The organism is Veillonella tobetsuensis (assembly GCF_001078375.1).
In the GTDB taxonomy this organism is placed as follows: domain Bacteria; phylum Bacillota; class Negativicutes; order Veillonellales; family Veillonellaceae; genus Veillonella; species Veillonella tobetsuensis.
In genome coordinates this window covers 64,452-80,176 of the sequence record NZ_BBXI01000021.1, presented here as the reverse complement: position 1 = coordinate 80,176, position 15,725 = coordinate 64,452, and the positions used below count along the sequence as shown (strand labels likewise).

The following is a 15,725-nucleotide window of genomic DNA, read 5'->3' as shown; positions in this document are numbered from 1 at the left end:
TTTTATTTTCGTAAACAGAATAATGTATAAATCAAATTTTGTCAAATATCAATTTAGGTATTTAATGGTGTACAATAGTATATATATTTATATGTCATATAAGTTACTACTGATATCTGTTTTTAGGGATGACGGAATGAATTATTAGTAGTGGGAGGTAGTATGAGTATTACCATGTATTATGGTCGCGCTGGATCTGGCAAGACCCGTGCCGTATATGAACGTATTCGGCAGGTTATAACCGAGTGTCCAGGTGATCCTATTATATTATTGGTTCCAGAGCCAGCAACATATCGGGTAGAGCGGGAATTAGCAGAATTTATGCCCCAAGGTGGCTTTACGACGGTGCGCGTTGTAGGGTTTGGCCGCTTAGCCTATCAGGTGTATCAATCGATAGGCAATGTGAAAGCCCATCAGCAGAGCATATCTCAATTGGGACGCTCTATGCTCTTGAGTCTTGTAATGAAGCGAAAAGGTGCTGAACTAGGCCTATTATCACAAGCTGCCAAACGGCCTGAGTTTTCGTCGGTCTTGCAAGGCTTATTTTCCGAGTTTCGCTCCTTTCGCATAGGGCCTGATGAATTAGAAGCAGGTGCACAGCGCGTATCGAATAAGGTATTGCAGAAAAAATTACGTGAACTAGCATTATGTATGTCAGCCTATGAAGAGGAATTGCAGCTTCATGGCCAAATTGATGGAGATCCTATTATGGATCTCGTTCATGCACTACCACAGTCTCCATTGATGGAAAACTGTCATATCTTTGTAGACGGATTCCACTGGTTTACACCGGTTCATTTTGAGCTGTTGTACATGCTCTTTGACCTTGCTGTAGAATCGGTAATTACCGTTGATCTACCGGCTGACCCTAAACGGATTTTAGCCAATAAAGGGCATCATGGCATCTTCAATCGCTCTGTTGAAATCTTAGAAAATCTATATAACGAATATGGCTCAAAACTATCCTTTCAGGCCTTTAAGGGGCATAGAGGGACGCCTGTATTGCAAGTTTTGGAGGAAAATTTCTTTCACAGTAAACGAAATACAACAGATGAACATGTACCTCTAGTGAGCGCCTATAATCGTGAGCGCGAGGCCGATTGGGTGGCTCGTGATATCCTTGCGTATATTGAAAGTAGTCCTACTGCACGCTATCGGGATGTGTGTATCATGCTCCGTGAATCGGAGACCTATGGGGATACATTAGAAAAGGTATTTACCCGATATGGGATTCCTCACTTTGGAGACCGTCAACGGCCTATGAATAATCACCCTCTAGGGGAATTGATGACGGATTTGCTCGGTATTGTTAAGCATAGCTACAGTCGTGATATTATGTTCCGTTTATTAAAAACGGATTTAACGCCTCTAACTCGTGAGGCGGTAGATGAACTGGAAAACTATGTGCTAGAATTTGGCATCAATCATTTACAGTGGGAACGAGATACTTGGTCCTATATGCGTCGTGTATCGGGACTTTCAGAAGAGGAACAACCAGACGCACCAAGACATGAGCGGGTAAACGCATCGAGACAGACCATTATGGACATCTTGATACCATGGTTTGATTTTGCAACGTCTTGCGAAGCCCATACGGGGGCCGAGTGGTGTAAGCACATCTATGCGGTTCTCGAAGAATTACAAGTGCCACAGCGTCTCTATGAATGGTCGTTAGATGCTGAGCGAGACGGTGATTTAGAATCTAAGGCTAGTCATGAGCAAATGTATAATGCGGTCATCGGATTCCTCGATGAAATGATGGTCTTAACCGATATGGAAACATTGACACTGGACGAGATGATAGCCCTCTTAGAAGAGGCCCTTGATAATGTTCACTATTCGATGATTCCACCATCTCTAGATCATGTGGCAATTACAACTATTGAACGGGCATATAGTCAATCATGGCCAAGGGTCTATGTGATGGGCCTTAACCAAGGTGTATTTCCTCAAAATATGGGGGATGAAGGCTTAATCAAGGATAGAGAGCGGGAGGCCCTTGCTGAAGCGGGCATCGTTCTTGCAGAAGGTGCTTTACCGAAGGCGTTCAATGAAAACTTTCTTCTCTATTTAGCCATGACGCGGGCAGAACAGCATTTAACTATATCCTATGCTGGCTCTAATGATGAAGGAGAAGGTCTTGAAAGTTCTCTCGTTATTAAACGGTTACAATCCCTTGGTTTCTGTACGTCGCCTGTAGAGGTTCCTTTCACCATTCAAGATGGTACTGAAGATAATTATTTATGGCGTCCATACCAAAGTTTATCCCTCTTATCTGAGCGTTGGGGCGCTTTGTTTAGTGGCGTACCTGTGTCGCCATTGTGGTGGGGACTCTATAATTGGGCTCGCAATGTTGCGGCCTACAGACCGCGCTTAGAGGACGTGAGCCGTGGTATTCGCGACAATAATGATGTACCTATTATTGCACCAGAATTAGTGAATGGCCTATTCCTTAAACGGGGCTATATGTCTGGGTCCGTAACGCGCCTTGAAAAATATCGTCAGTGTCCATTTAAATTCTATGCCCAATATGGCTTACAATTGGAACCCCGTAAGGTACGTTCCTTTGGGGCCCCAGAAATTGGTACCTTTTTACATGCCAATTTAGAACGGTTAGGAACACAACTATTGTCTGAGCATAAGCAATGGCGTGATTTAGATGAAACGGCACAGCAGGAATTATGTGCTCGCGTAGCAGCAGATATATTAGAAGAGAATCGCTATGATGAGGATGAGAAGACGGCCTATGATAAGGCTATTGAAGAGCGCGTTGTTAGAACATTGCAGAAAACAGTATCACGCCTTGTAGATTGGTCTAGTCGGTCCTCCTTCGATACGATGTATTTAGAACAAGACTTTGGACGTCCTAATGGCTGGGAATCTATTAAGGTACCTCTTGGTGATGATCGTTATTTGCGACTGGTTGGTCAAATTGATCGTATCGATGAATATAAACGCGATGGTCATACGTACGGCATGGTTATCGACTACAAATCGGGTAGTACATCGGTGAATGCACAGGAAATATACTATGGTCTAAAATTACAATTGATGACCTATCTCTTGGCACTAGAATCGGCTTATGAAAAACATCACGATCAACCGATGACACCAACTGCCGTTGTATATACATATGTGAAAAATCCACGAACTCCAGCTAGTGAACCTGTGTCCTATGAAGAAGCTAAAGCTTTGGCTGATACGAATGGGGCCCTTAACAATAAAGGATATTTTACAGATGATATCGATATGCTGGAAAAAATGGATGAAAAATTGCTCACCTATAAGGGTAAGGGGCCTTATGTGCCTGTTCGTATTACTGGTAAAGGGACTATTCATTCAGGAGATATGAAAATCGTTAAATCCTCCGGTGATTTTGATATCATGTGCCGTTATACCGAATCGATTATGGCAGACACCGGCTCTGCCATCGGCAAAGGTAAATTTCCTATTGCCCCATATCAGTTGAATAAGGCTATTCCTTGTTCCTATTGTGATTACAAGACCGTATGCCGATTCGATAATGAACGTAATCAGTACAATTATTTAACGTCTCTAAATGAGGCAAATGCCCTAGAGAAAATGCATGAAGCTCTAAATGGCACCTCTGGAAATGTAGCATCCGGTGTTACTTCTGAACATATGGTGTCGAGTGCTGCTAAGTTACTAGGTGAAAGTGTTAATAAGGATAGTTCTATGACAGGAGGTGACGACAATGGGCGTTAAATGGACACCAGAGCAGGAGTCTGCCATCATGTCCCCAAAGGACAGTAATTTAGGGGCCCAAACATTGCTCGTTGCCGCTGCTGCTGGATCTGGTAAAACGGCGGTTCTCGTAGAACGTATCATAACACGCTTGAAAGATATGGATAATCCCTTATCTGTACAAGAATTGATGGTCGTTACTTTTACAAAGGCCGCTGCTGCTGAAATGAGCGCTCGTATTGGCGTTGCTTTGGCGAAGGCTATGGAAGCAACCGATGACAAGGTATTACAAGCGCGCTTAGAGCGGCAATTGAACCTATTGCCATCGGCACATATTTCTACATTACATTCCTTTTGCCAGTGGGTAATCCGCTCGTATTTCTATAAACTTGATATTCCGCCTACGGCTCGTATCGGTAATGAAGCGGAAATGGCCCTCTTAAAACAAGAGGTGTTGGAAAACCTATTGCAAGAGGCATATGAACATAATGAGTATGGTATTTTTGATTTATCTGACTTCTTTAGCGATGATAAGTCTGATGCGGGCTTGCAAGATAAGGTACTAAGCCTCTATGAATTTGCCATGTCTCAATCGAACCCAGATGGGTGGATGCGTCGCGCCGTGGAGCCTTATAAGGAGGCTCAAAATCAAGATTTACGATATACCTTATGGGGCAGTGCCATGTGGGATGAGCAACAGGCCGAAATCGATCGTATTGCAGACCGCATCGAACAGATGCAACCTTTACTTGAAAGCCCTGTAGGCCCTAAGAAATGGGACAAGGTGTACCAAGAACAATTAGCCGCATTAGCCCAATTAAAAGGGGCGCAGACCTGGTCCGATATGGTCGATGTATGCCATAACCTAGATACCTTTACAAAAGCAAGTTTTACAAGCCTTGGCAAAGCCTTAGAAAAGGGAGAAGTAGATGGTGCGTTAGCAGATGAATTTAAATCACTTGGTTCCCAAAATAAGGATAGCTTAAAAGGAATGAAAAACGGTCTATTTCATATTGATGAAGCTGTGCTGCAACAGCAATTTGTAGACCAGTATCCGCTCATTCATAATCTGGTAGAGTTAACCATTGCCTTTCATAGGGCTTATAATGAGGCTAAAAAAGAACAAGGCATCATGGACTTTAGCGACTTGGAACACCTCTGTTTGGCACTCCTTGTGGAACCTGGTACCGAAGATGACCCTCAACCATCCGAAGTGGCCCTTGAGTTGCAGGATACTTTCAAAGAAATCATGGTGGACGAATACCAAGATACGAATGGTGTACAAGAAACCATTATTAATCTTATTTCTCATATAGATAACCGATTCTACGTAGGCGATGTGAAGCAAGCTATTTATAGTTTCCGTATGGCGGATAGTTCTCTGTTTATGCATAAGTACAATACGTACGGACTCGAGAATGACGCTGTAGAGCGTCGCATCGATTTGGCAAAGAATTTCCGGTCCCATGAAAATATTTTGACCACTACGAATTTTATTTTTTACCAAATTATGACCCAAGAGGCAGCAGAACTTGATTATGGTGAAAAAGAATCGCTCATACCAGGCCGCATCGTCGAGGATGCACCTGCTAATTGGGTGGGCGGCGCCGTAGAATTGCATCTTTTGGATACTAGTGATACGAACAGTTCTGATGAAAGCGATATTGGAGCGAATGTAAACGATACGGAATCTATCGGTGATGAGCCAGAGAATAATGAACGGGAACTAGATTTTATCATTCAGAAAATCAAGGAATTGCACGCATCTAAAAAACAAGTGCAAAATCCAGATGGCTCATTCCGTCAAATTCAATGGCGCGACTTTGCCGTGTTACGTCGGTCCCTTGCAGGATGGGGAACACGAGCTGTAGCTGCCATGCGTCAAGCGGGCATCCCAGCTGTTGTTAATGAGCGCGATGGCTACTTTGAAGCACAAGAGATTCAATTGCTCTTGTCATTGTTACAGATTATCGATAATCCAGAGCAGGATTTGCCGATGGCTGCCGTATTGCATTCTGGGCTGGTAGGTCTCGATGCCAATGAACTCGGTGCATTGCGACTTACTGGAGAAGGCTCTTTATGGTCCCTTATGCCTATTTATGCCGAACAGGCCCAGGATGAACGGTTAGTACAATTCCTCGAGCATATTGAGCATTGGCGTACATTGTCACGCCGTCATGGCGTAGCTGATTTGTTATGGGATATATACGAAACCTTGGACTACGTGAACTATGTGGGGGCCATGCCGAATGGCCTTGTGCGCCGCGCAAATGTGATGGCCCTCTATGAAAGGGCTAAGGGTTTTGAATCGTCTGGGTTCCGCGGCCTCTTTAGATTCCTTCGTTTTGTTGAAAGCTTACGCGATAGCAATCAGGATATGGCCGTTGCCAATGTGGTTACCGAAGCGGATGATGTAGTGCGTCTCATGACCATCCATAAGAGTAAGGGCCTTGAATTCCCGGTTGTATTTCTTTCAGGGGTACAAAAGAAATTCAATACCATGGACTTTAACTCCCCACTGTTGGTCGATAAAAATGCTGGTATCGGATTGAAGGGCTATTACCCAGATATTCGTGTATCCTATCCATCTATGCCGTGGCTCTATTGTAAATCTGTTAAATCGGATGCTATGAAAGCCGAAGAACAGCGTATTCTCTACGTGGCATTGACTCGGGCACGGGATAAGCTATTCCTAACGGGGTATATCAACAAGGAAATTAAAAAGGAAAAGGGGATTGGTGCTCATATAAAAAATGCGGCATTGACCCAGACCCAAGCATTAGGTGTAGATCTAATTAAAGCTGGCAACTCCTATTTACATTGGCTGCTCATAGCCTTCGCTCGTCATTTAGATGGGGGCGGTCCATTACGCAATAGTATCGAGCTAGAAGGAGCTATAAATTTTGATTTACTGGACCGTCAATGTAAGGTGAAGGTAGAAATCCATGATGGTTCTCTGTATGGTGACCTAGACTATAAGGCTGATGTGGATGAAACAACTATCAATACAGTTCGCGCTTTAGGAAAGGTGAATGATGTAGAATTGCCAGAGGAAATTGTACAGCGATTTGCTTTTACCTATCCTAATCTTGTAGCCTCTAAGACAACAGCTAAGATTTCTGTGAGCGAATTGAAACGACGATTTGCCGAACGTGATGCGGAGGCAGTATCGGCTACGGTATTAGATACAAGTATTCCTGCTATTAGTGAAATAGAACTCGCTGATTCCGTATTTGGACGCAAGCCGATGGCCATTGCTGACGCTGAGGAAATTGTAACGGGTGCGCAATGGGGTACCTTAATGCATGAGGCTATGCAGTGGCTACCAGTGCAAAAGTATACACAAAAGTCTATGACTGATATGCTCGATTCTCTGCAAGCAGAAGGCAAGTTTAGCGATGATGAGCGTAGTCTGTTAAGTGATCGTAGCCTATATGGGTTCTTTAACTCTGATCTTGGTAAGCGTCTTATTGCATCAAAACGGGTAGAACGGGAATTGCCTTTTAGCATGCTCTTTGATGGAAATCGCGTGTATCCTGATGTAGAAGAGGGGGAACGATTGTTTTTACAAGGTATTATCGATACTGCCTTTGTTGAAGATGATCAATGGATTCTTGTAGACTATAAGACGGATCGTGTTAAAAGTGGGGATGAACTAGTTCATCGCTATAAAATACAAATGGACCTCTATAAAGAGGCCCTTGAGACCTTAACAGGCATGCCTGTTAAAGCAAGTTATATTTATAGTTTCCGTTTACACGAAGCCGTTTTGTTATAACGCATATAGGAAAAAAGCCATTTAAAATGATAAGAACCCCCTTTGCTGGACAACCAGTAAAGGGGGTTCAATCGCTTAGATAAGCGACTTTTTCTTTTGATGTTTGGTAGGTGCAAATACCTTGAGGACTTGAGGTAAAACCTCAAGGTCTACTGGCATAGATGGACCTGCATCACCATCCATGTTGGTTGGTAAATCACCTATATTACTTAATAATTCAATATGAGCTTTTTGTACTGTTAGCGTAGTCGTATTACTTGAATTATAGATGGCTCCACTTAGAATGAGCGGTAAGACCTTGAAAATATCTAGAATAAAGTATTCTTTAAAGATAACGAGACGCATATAACCATCATCGACAGAGGCCTCCGGCATAAAGCGTTCAAAGCTAGATACCACATTGGTGAGTAGTGCTAGCACTAGTGGTGATTTACAAATAAAATCATCCGTCTCTGTTTTGACACGGTATGTATAATCCTTTGTGGTGAATAGAGCTTGACCAGCACGCAAAAAGTAAGCCAGAGGACCTAAGATGCGCTTTTCCTTTGGCGTTACCTCTTCGATAACCTTTGGAATGACACCGGCTGCAATATTATTGCAGAAGTATTTATCATTGCAACGACCAATATCGATGGAGCGAACTTGGTTGATATCGAGGCGGCGAATTGCCTCTAATGGCCGTTGTGGAATGCCAAGAGCACGAGACATATCGTTAACGGTCCCCACAGGGATAAAGCCAAAGGTTGCTTTGAATCCCCCTTGTGCGATGCCGTTAACCGTTTCATTTACAGTTCCATCACCGCCCATGCAGAATACGGCATCAAAATCATCATCACAGGCCGCCTTGGCAAAACGAGTTGCATCATTAGCACCCGTTGTGAATTTTATTTCAATTGTGTCAAAGAGGGTACTCAATTTCCACTGTAAATCAAGGGCATATCGGCGTGCTGCACCGCCACCAGATACAGGGTTAATGATAACCAGACAACGACTCATATTGGTAACTTCCTTACTTTTAAACTATGACCATCTAGAAATTGACAGTCATATGCGCGAGATTTATAATTAGAGTGTATGTAACTATTATATATGCATGTGTTTGTATATAAAAATGCTTACATTTTATTATACTAATTTTAGGCGTTCATTGAAAGTATGAAAGCAAATAAACGTTAGAGGGGACCTAGGCTAGAAATATGACAAAAGACGTGAAAGGTACAAAAGAACCAAAAGAGATGTATCATTTTTCCGCTGTAGATTCAATTGAACGATTGCCGTTAAGTGAACAAGTTTATGTAACTTTGAAACAGGCTATTTTAACAGGGGAGCTATTACCGCACGAAAAACTAAATGAAGTTAAAATCGCAGAACAGCTTAAGGTAAGTGCAACGCCAGTTCGCGAAGCTTTCAGAAAATTAGCAAAAGATAATCTTGTTGTTATCGTGCCATGGAAGGGTGTTACGGTTAAAGCGGATACACCAGAAGAAATCGTGGCGCTATACCAATGTCGCGAGGTTATGGAAGGTTTGGGGGCTCGTTTGTGTGCCCGTCACGCCACACCAGAGCAAGTAGAAGAACTTAAGGAATTGTGCCGCGAAATGCATGCTATTGAGGATGCAACTGCACGGGTAGAGGTTAACAGCCGATTCCATAGCATGATTGCGCAATTTTCAGGCAATGAGCGCGTTGTGGATTACTTATTAGATTTCCGTGAACGTGTAAATCGCGATATGTACTTGAGCTCCTTCAATGCAGTGCGCACTCATGACTGCGATGACGAACATGATCATATCGTAGACGCTATTGAACGCCATGACGAAGTGGCTGCAGAAAATGCGATGCGTCAGCACATCAATAATGCGTTTATCTTTAAGCGGGCTAATGCGGAAATACAAGATAAAAAATTAAATGAAGTTTAGTAATTAAATAGATATATTAAAAAGGACCCTAGTTAGGGTCCTTTATTTTGCAAAGTCATATATAAGATACGTAAGGGGTTAGTATATTTTATATATGTAGTACATGTTAGTAGGAATTATCTTGTTTTCTAATGATTTTTATAAAATGAGGTTATTTTTATGATGCAAATATCAAAATTGAAAGTAAGTATGATTCAATTATATCTCTAGTATATATGTGCTAACTACGTTCTAGAGTTCTTTCTTAAGTTCCAAAAAGCGCTGATGTGCTAATCGGAAAAATTCGACTCTTTCATAATGCTTTGAAAGATGTCTATTACAGGATTTGTAGTCTTGCGTACGAAGACGTAGCAATTGACTAATAGAAATGTTGAGGCAATAGGCGATTTTAAAAACCACCTCGATGGACACACCTGAAATACCGTGTCCACATTCTAACTTGCTCAAATAGCTGCGGCTAATGCCCACGACATCGGCCAATTGTCGTTGTGAAATGCCCATCGACGTGCGCAGCGTAGATATTTTATGGCCCAAGCACATATACTGCTGCTGAAATTTTGGGTCCTGATAATGATTTCGTCGGTAGGCAGGCATTGTAAGTGTAGGATCTTTCATACGACCTCCTTTCCGATTCCTACCTTGTGCTTTTAGTATACTTAGCAAATACATTGTTGACTAATACGTAATATATGATAATTATTATGTATATATGATAATTACACGAATCGTTAAAGTGATGGAGTACTATTATGGAAAAATATATGGCTATCGCCTGCGGTGGTGCCTTAGGAGCACTAGCGCGATCGATGGTAGGCGAATGGGTAATGGCACGGTTAGGACCGTATCCATTTGGCACGATTGTAGTTAATTTAATCGGTTGTTTGATTATAGGCATCATCTTAGGTGCCTATCTGTGTAGACCTGATTGGCCTCAATGGGTTCGGTTTTTCTTGGTCGTTGGTGGACTTGGGGCTTTTACGACGTTTTCCACATTTGCCTTTGAACTATTGCAATTATTGACGGCTGGTGACTTTGGGGATGTACTATTCTATGGTGCTGTACAAATTTTAGGAGGTTTAGTACTCTGTGCCATCGGTATGTGGTTTGCCAAACTCGTATGTGCGTAAATGCATATTAGCCGCTATCATCCATATGATATAGTAAATGTATTACCATATATTACGTTTGCTATGCATAAAATAGAATCTATGTTGAAAGGTTAAACTATGAAAGAAATAAACGTACAAGATGCTGTGGGGCATGCTTTGGTACACGATATTGTACGCATTGTTATCGGCGAGGTGAAGGATACGCCATTTCGCCGCGGCCATGTGATTACAGAAGCAGATGTGCCAAAATTACTCGATCTTGGTAAAGAACATATTTATGTGATGGAACCAGAAGATGAAGGTTTCCTCCACGAAGAAGACGTGGCCCGTGCCTTGTATACTATCGCAAAGGGTGACCATATGCACGATGGTCCTATGGCACAAGGTAAAATTGAGGCCATCGCCGATGTAGATGGTCTACTCAAGGTCGATGTAGATAAACTATACGCTATCAATAGCATCGGCGAATTGACCATCGTTACAAAATTGAATAATACGCCCGTAAAAGCAGGCGATAAAATCGCCGGTATGCGTTGTATTCCATTATTGCTAGAAGAACAACAAATAACAGAGGCTCAAAAAATAGGTGGACCTATCTTAACTATTAAGCCATTCGTGCGCAAAACAATGGGCATCGTTACAACAGGTTCTGAAGTATTTGAAGGACACATTAAAGATGCGTTTACACCTATTATCGAAGAACGTTGTGCAGAATTTGGGGTGAAAAAAATCGCCCATGAAATCGTAACAGATAACACGGACGACATTGTGGCAGCCATCGATAAGGTGAAAGCAGCGGGTGTAGACATTATATTCTGTACCGGCGGTATGAGCGTAGATCCTGATGATTTAACACCAGGCGCCATTAAACGCTACGCAGATCGCGTAGTGACATACGGATTACCTGTACTGCCAGGCTCTATGGTGTGCATTGCATACTGTGCTGATGGCACACCAATTTTAGGCGTACCAGGCGGTGTATTGTTTAGCAAACCAACGGCCTTTGATGAAATCGTGCCACGGCTCATCGCAGACGATAAAATTACAAAAGAAGATTGTATCTGTATGGGGCATGGTGGGTTCTTAGGATAAGAAGTTACAATGATCAATGAAATGCTTATAGAAAAATGGATATTTACAAATGAATTTATGATTATTTATTATTATTAAAAACAGTATGTAACAGTATGCAATATAAAGGACTTTTAGTGATGAAGTTAAAAACAATTTACTCTGTTTTTTGGTACTTATTTTTAGGCTGCTCTTTTATATGGCTAATTTGTGGATTAAGCTACAATTTTTTTTATAATGATAAAGTTGAGCAGTCTAGAGTAGAACTGACGCAAGCTTTAAATGCATATTTTCCTCGAGAACAATACATGATTACTAGTGAAGTATATGAGGCGAACAGAAGAACTCTTTTATCAAAAGGCTTAGCAATTAAAATAAGGAAAGATTCATTACATAAAGATATAAAATCAATAAAACCTATAAGTGGGAATTGGACGTTAGTTGACCAAACTAAGAATCGTTATGTATATGAAAATGAATTATATAGAGTATATGTAACAAAGGATCCATTAAATGATGGATATATTGTAGTGTTAGCACGTAATAATTGGTTAGAACTATTGCATTTATAATTAAATTGGTTTTGATTAATATACCCTTTATTTAGTAGATTACTTTTAACTAGAGGGCCTACTATAAAAAAGAAAGAATGTCGTGTCTGTAGCAATAGAGGTCATTAGAATTGGCGACAAACGACCATCTGGATTTGGGTTTTCCTATAGTATAAATGGAGAACATTCAGCTTTATTCGTATATTAAAAGGCCAGAGCAAATGCAAAGTCTTCAATTGTATGAGCAAAAATTAGAAACTATATCCTTGAAAAAAGTAAATGAAAAGTATTATGCATCTGGTAGAGCAGCTCAAAATAATAGTCTTGAAATTACGTATGACTCTCTTACAATTGACGATGTTAAAGGGATACTTTCAAAACAAAATATAGACTGGAATGAAATAAGCAAGAATCGTATTGTTGGACATGATTATGAGACTAATGTTTTTATCGAACTATTAATAGTATAATTGGGAAGTCATTTGATGTAGGTGTGACAATGGCTTCGTATGGAACAAGGTAGAATAAATGATATATAAATGCTTACGCTTGGGTGGGGTTTTAGTTTTAATAGGTTTACTGATTTTGATACTATTTTTAGTAGTAAGTAATATATTTTGTGATAAACATGAGAATCAATATAAAGGATCTATAGTGGTTATTGATAAAAATGTGGTATTTTATGATTCACAAAATATAAATAGACAATATATTTTCGATATCTCACCAATAAAATCAAATGCAGATAATATAATAACTGATGTATTCTGGTCTAAAAGTAACTTGTTTTTTATTCAAAAAGTACGCAATGGTATACATGTAGATTGGTATTTAATAAATACTTCTAGTGATAAAATTCAAAAATATCATATATATACTGGCAAAAACTATAGCATTTATCAAGTATGGAATGATAAAAATACTATAGTTTTTAATACATCTAATGGATTTTATCAATTGAATTTAGAAACTGCAGATCTAATAAGATTAGATTTAGCGGCTGATTATAGTAGTATTATAACTAATGAATATTTAGTGTATAATAGCTGGCCGGCTCAAAACTTATTTTCTAATGATAGATTTTATGTAGATTATTTGAACGTTGAAATTCATAATTTATTTTCTAGACGTTTAGGGATTAAAGGCATTGTAGATAATATTGCTATAGTTCAAGTTTTACCGAATACATCTAATCCTGAACTAATTAGTACATCTGGTTTTTTAGATAGTTTAAAGTACGGTGTTAATGCCTCTACATTTTCAATCTTTTATTTAGATTTAAAACAAGTAAAGTTTGTAGAATTAAGTCTAAAAGAGAAAAGAAAGGGCTATCTGAATATCAAATATATAAATACGGATTATGATGAACAACTATTAAGTCATTTTCAAGATGTAATTAATAGTCAGGCTAATTTCATTATAAGTCGATGAGCTAGGATGGAGGTTTTCTCGGGTTATAGGACAAAACGTGTTGGTACTTTAATCCCAAATATTAAAAGATAATTTGTCATAGTTATGCAAATCATCCCAAGAAATGGCATCACCTCAACCCAACATCTATTTGTAATTCCCTTTTGTTATTAAAATGATTTTTTACCTAATGTAGGGTGGCTACAACGTTTTAATGTTAGCGTATCAATCATATGAACCGCTTCATCCAATGTAAGGTCCTCTCGTTTTGTAGGCGTTTCGAGGACCGCCAATGGATGGTCTGTGCCTACCTCGCCGGATGGCAAATAGATATATTCTTGATTGATTGTATCGCCGAAGATATAGCCTGCTTGTAAATGCTCTTTATGAATGCGACTCATAATGCTCCTTATATCGTATTGTATTTATAAATCTCAATGTTTCACATATGATGTAACATAAGAATCTTGATTACAGTATTTTTTGTATTTTAAATTCTGCATAGTCTGCAGAAACGAGTTCTAATTTAGTATTTCCGTATGTAGTTGGGATTCGTTTGAATGAAATTTGGTCGTGTAAATGGCCAAATATACATATATCTACATGATAGCGCTCCATGAGGTCTGTAAAGCCTGATGGGGCGTTGTTTTCGTTGAATGGTGGATAATGTAACAGTAAAATACGTGTTACAGGTAGTGGCTCATCTGTATTCTCTGTTTCACCGTGTTCCTTTTGCAACGCTTGGATAGCGTGTTCCATTTCCTGCAATGCCGCTTCGGTACGCATAACTTCTCTGTCATAGATAGATTGATCTGTATCCGGTTCAAAGCTAGCATCATCAGGACAAATATATCCGCGGGTGCCACCAAAGGCTAAGATACATTGATGTTCGGTAGACTGGCTTTCACCAGTTAAAGCATTAACCTGAGTGGTGAGATTGATGATACGGGCAGTACCGTGGCCTTGTAAAAAGGTTATAGCATCGCCCATGGCATTTTTCATTTTGTTGACAGAGGACCACCAATAATCGTGGTTGCCACGAATCATAAATTTTTGGCCCGGAAGGCTAGCGATTTCCTTGAGGTCATAAAGCGCTTCATCGAGGCGCAAAGCCCAGCTCATATCACCAACAAGAAAGATAATGTCCTCATCGGTGACGGTGGTGAGCCAATGTTCTTTTATACGTTGCCAATGATTGTCCCAGTGGGGACCGAATATGTTCATCGGCTTAGTAGGTGGATTACCTGATAGATGAAGGTCTCCAATGGCGTAAATGTTCATATATATCCTTACTAGAGTCCTCTAACCTACGGAACTCGTAGTAGAGAACTCTTATTTTAATTCAAAATAGGGGGTAATATTCCGCAAAATCTTAGCAGCTCGTTCATCGTTGCATGTTTGTGGAATTTTATAGCCCACGTAGAGCGGCGTTGTAATATAGCGAGGAATTACCTTGATATATTCGTAACCGTCCTCTAGTTGGTAGAAGAAATAGTTATAAGACTGGGAATATTTTGCTAAGCTATCTAGTACGTAGCGCACAGTTTGTTGTAAACGCATGGTAATAGATTTAGCAGGTGTATCTGGTTTAAAACGTAAATTATATTCAAAGAATCCTATAATAGGGTGTTTGGATAAGGTAATGCGAATATCCTGATCTTCGTGTAACAACCAGCCGTTCATGTTTTCAACGGTAATATCCTCGTGATAATCATAGGTGCGTAGGCCTATAATCTGGCTATGTGGGTGGCGTATAGAACCGCCAGACATGGGGCCGTGATTTTTAAAGAATAGAACGGATTCAAATTCTTTGGTGCTAATTGTTTCATGCCATTTATCCATGCCAAATTGAATAATACGTGTTGCTTCGTCGAGAGAGAGGGTAGATAATTCCCCTTGATCGCCTTCTGTTTCGATAATAACCGTAGGCCATGTATCCTTGAGAACTGGGTATTTATTCATGAGCCATATGATATGACCATCTTGAGCCAGAATATCTGTTAAATTTGACCGGTCGCAGAATGGACAGCGCACACTTGCGTCACGCATATTTACAGGCTTTGTACGCCCTAGTGCAATGTCAAATATAAGTGGTTCGTTCATGGTGCGCCTCCTTTCATCTCATATCTTTAATCATACCATAAATGACAGTACTACACATGAAATAATGGTATAATATATT

The 15,725-nt window shown here is 40.3% G+C and carries 13 protein-coding genes; 8 read left to right on the top strand and 5 right to left on the bottom strand.

What is annotated here, in order from left to right; genetic code table 11:
- Positions 1-162: 162 nt before the first annotated feature.
- Together VEI_RS08360 and addA are read left to right on the top strand one after the other, a co-directional pair.
- Complete coding sequence (locus tag VEI_RS08360; RefSeq protein WP_059364224.1) at positions 163-3,726, top strand: PD-(D/E)XK nuclease family protein; 3,564 nt, start codon at positions 163-165, stop codon at positions 3,724-3,726.
- A complete protein-coding gene (gene addA, locus VEI_RS08355) occupies positions 3,716-7,483 on the top strand; it encodes a helicase-exonuclease AddAB subunit AddA (protein ID WP_059364223.1) in 3,768 nt (1,255 codons plus the stop codon). The genes VEI_RS08360 and addA overlap by 11 nt, the downstream gene beginning before the upstream one ends.
- Positions 7,484-7,558: 75 nt before the next feature.
- On the opposite strand, the gene VEI_RS08350 is transcribed toward addA, so the two are convergent.
- Positions 7,559-8,479, bottom strand: coding sequence for a diacylglycerol/lipid kinase family protein (locus VEI_RS08350; RefSeq protein ID WP_059364216.1), 921 nt, complete (start codon positions 8,477-8,479; stop codon positions 7,559-7,561).
- Positions 8,480-8,679: 200 nt separating this feature from the next.
- On the opposite strand from VEI_RS08350, the gene VEI_RS08345 reads away from it, so the two are divergent.
- Positions 8,680-9,402, top strand: coding sequence for a GntR family transcriptional regulator (locus VEI_RS08345; protein ID WP_059364214.1), 723 nt, complete (start codon positions 8,680-8,682; stop codon positions 9,400-9,402).
- A gap of 231 nt (positions 9,403-9,633) precedes the next feature.
- Here the strand turns inward: VEI_RS08345 and VEI_RS08340 are convergent, their stop codons facing one another.
- Positions 9,634-10,017 carry a helix-turn-helix domain-containing protein gene (locus VEI_RS08340; protein WP_059364213.1) on the bottom strand — a complete coding sequence of 128 codons (384 nt, stop codon included), beginning with the start codon at positions 10,015-10,017 and terminating at the stop codon, positions 9,634-9,636.
- A gap of 134 nt (positions 10,018-10,151) precedes the next feature.
- On the opposite strand from VEI_RS08340, the gene crcB reads away from it, so the two are divergent.
- The 5 genes from crcB to VEI_RS08315 all read left to right on the top strand — a co-directional run bounded on the left by crcB (position 10,152) and on the right by VEI_RS08315 (position 13,564).
- Complete coding sequence (gene crcB / locus VEI_RS08335; protein WP_059364211.1) at positions 10,152-10,529, top strand: fluoride efflux transporter CrcB; 378 nt, start codon at positions 10,152-10,154, stop codon at positions 10,527-10,529.
- 99 nt (positions 10,530-10,628) lie between these two features.
- On the top strand, positions 10,629-11,603 hold the full coding sequence (locus tag VEI_RS08330; RefSeq protein WP_059364209.1) for a molybdopterin-binding protein: 975 nt from the start codon (positions 10,629-10,631) through the stop codon (positions 11,601-11,603).
- A gap of 119 nt (positions 11,604-11,722) precedes the next feature.
- Positions 11,723-12,154 (top strand): hypothetical protein, encoded by a 432-nt coding sequence (locus VEI_RS08325; protein WP_059364207.1) that lies wholly within the window; start codon positions 11,723-11,725, stop codon positions 12,152-12,154.
- Between the two features lie 200 nt (positions 12,155-12,354).
- On the top strand, positions 12,355-12,603 hold the full coding sequence (locus tag VEI_RS08320; RefSeq protein ID WP_223209360.1) for a hypothetical protein: 249 nt from the start codon (positions 12,355-12,357) through the stop codon (positions 12,601-12,603).
- A 58-nt stretch (positions 12,604-12,661) separates the two neighbouring features.
- A complete protein-coding gene (locus VEI_RS08315; RefSeq protein WP_059364202.1) occupies positions 12,662-13,564 on the top strand; it encodes a hypothetical protein in 903 nt (300 codons plus the stop codon).
- Positions 13,565-13,713: 149 nt separating this feature from the next.
- On the opposite strand, the gene VEI_RS08310 is transcribed toward VEI_RS08315, so the two are convergent.
- The 3 genes from VEI_RS08310 to VEI_RS08300 form a co-directional block, all read right to left on the bottom strand.
- Positions 13,714-13,944: a hypothetical protein gene (locus VEI_RS08310; RefSeq protein WP_005378024.1), complete on the bottom strand. Its 231-nt coding sequence runs from the start codon at positions 13,942-13,944 to the stop codon at positions 13,714-13,716.
- Positions 13,945-14,014: 70 nt separating this feature from the next.
- Positions 14,015-14,824, bottom strand: a complete 810-nt coding sequence (locus tag VEI_RS08305) for a metallophosphoesterase (protein WP_059364201.1) — start codon at positions 14,822-14,824, stop codon at positions 14,015-14,017.
- Positions 14,825-14,875: 51 nt separating this feature from the next.
- Positions 14,876-15,646: a DUF4931 domain-containing protein gene (locus tag VEI_RS08300; protein WP_059364199.1), complete on the bottom strand. Its 771-nt coding sequence runs from the start codon at positions 15,644-15,646 to the stop codon at positions 14,876-14,878.
- Positions 15,647-15,725 lie beyond the last annotated feature (79 nt).

Excerpts from the sequence above, each read along its gene's own strand:
- VEI_RS08360 (WP_059364224.1), top strand. The coding sequence starts at position 163 with ATGAGTATTACCATGTATTATGGTCGCGCTGGATCTGGCAAGACCCGT.
- addA (WP_059364223.1), top strand. The coding sequence starts at position 3,716 with ATGGGCGTTAAATGGACACCAGAGCAGGAGTCTGCCATCATGTCCCCA.
- VEI_RS08350 (WP_059364216.1), bottom strand. The coding sequence starts at position 8,479 with ATGAGTCGTTGTCTGGTTATCATTAACCCTGTATCTGGTGGCGGTGCA.
- VEI_RS08345 (WP_059364214.1), top strand. The coding sequence starts at position 8,680 with ATGACAAAAGACGTGAAAGGTACAAAAGAACCAAAAGAGATGTATCAT.
- VEI_RS08340 (WP_059364213.1), bottom strand. The coding sequence starts at position 10,017 with ATGAAAGATCCTACACTTACAATGCCTGCCTACCGACGAAATCATTAT.
- crcB (WP_059364211.1), top strand. The coding sequence starts at position 10,152 with ATGGAAAAATATATGGCTATCGCCTGCGGTGGTGCCTTAGGAGCACTA.
- VEI_RS08330 (WP_059364209.1), top strand. The coding sequence starts at position 10,629 with ATGAAAGAAATAAACGTACAAGATGCTGTGGGGCATGCTTTGGTACAC.
- VEI_RS08325 (WP_059364207.1), top strand. The coding sequence starts at position 11,723 with ATGAAGTTAAAAACAATTTACTCTGTTTTTTGGTACTTATTTTTAGGC.
- VEI_RS08320 (WP_223209360.1), top strand. The coding sequence starts at position 12,355 with ATGCAAAGTCTTCAATTGTATGAGCAAAAATTAGAAACTATATCCTTG.
- VEI_RS08315 (WP_059364202.1), top strand. The coding sequence starts at position 12,662 with ATGATATATAAATGCTTACGCTTGGGTGGGGTTTTAGTTTTAATAGGT.
- VEI_RS08310 (WP_005378024.1), bottom strand. The coding sequence starts at position 13,944 with ATGAGTCGCATTCATAAAGAGCATTTACAAGCAGGCTATATCTTCGGC.
- VEI_RS08305 (WP_059364201.1), bottom strand. The coding sequence starts at position 14,824 with ATGAACATTTACGCCATTGGAGACCTTCATCTATCAGGTAATCCACCT.
- VEI_RS08300 (WP_059364199.1), bottom strand. The coding sequence starts at position 15,646 with ATGAACGAACCACTTATATTTGACATTGCACTAGGGCGTACAAAGCCT.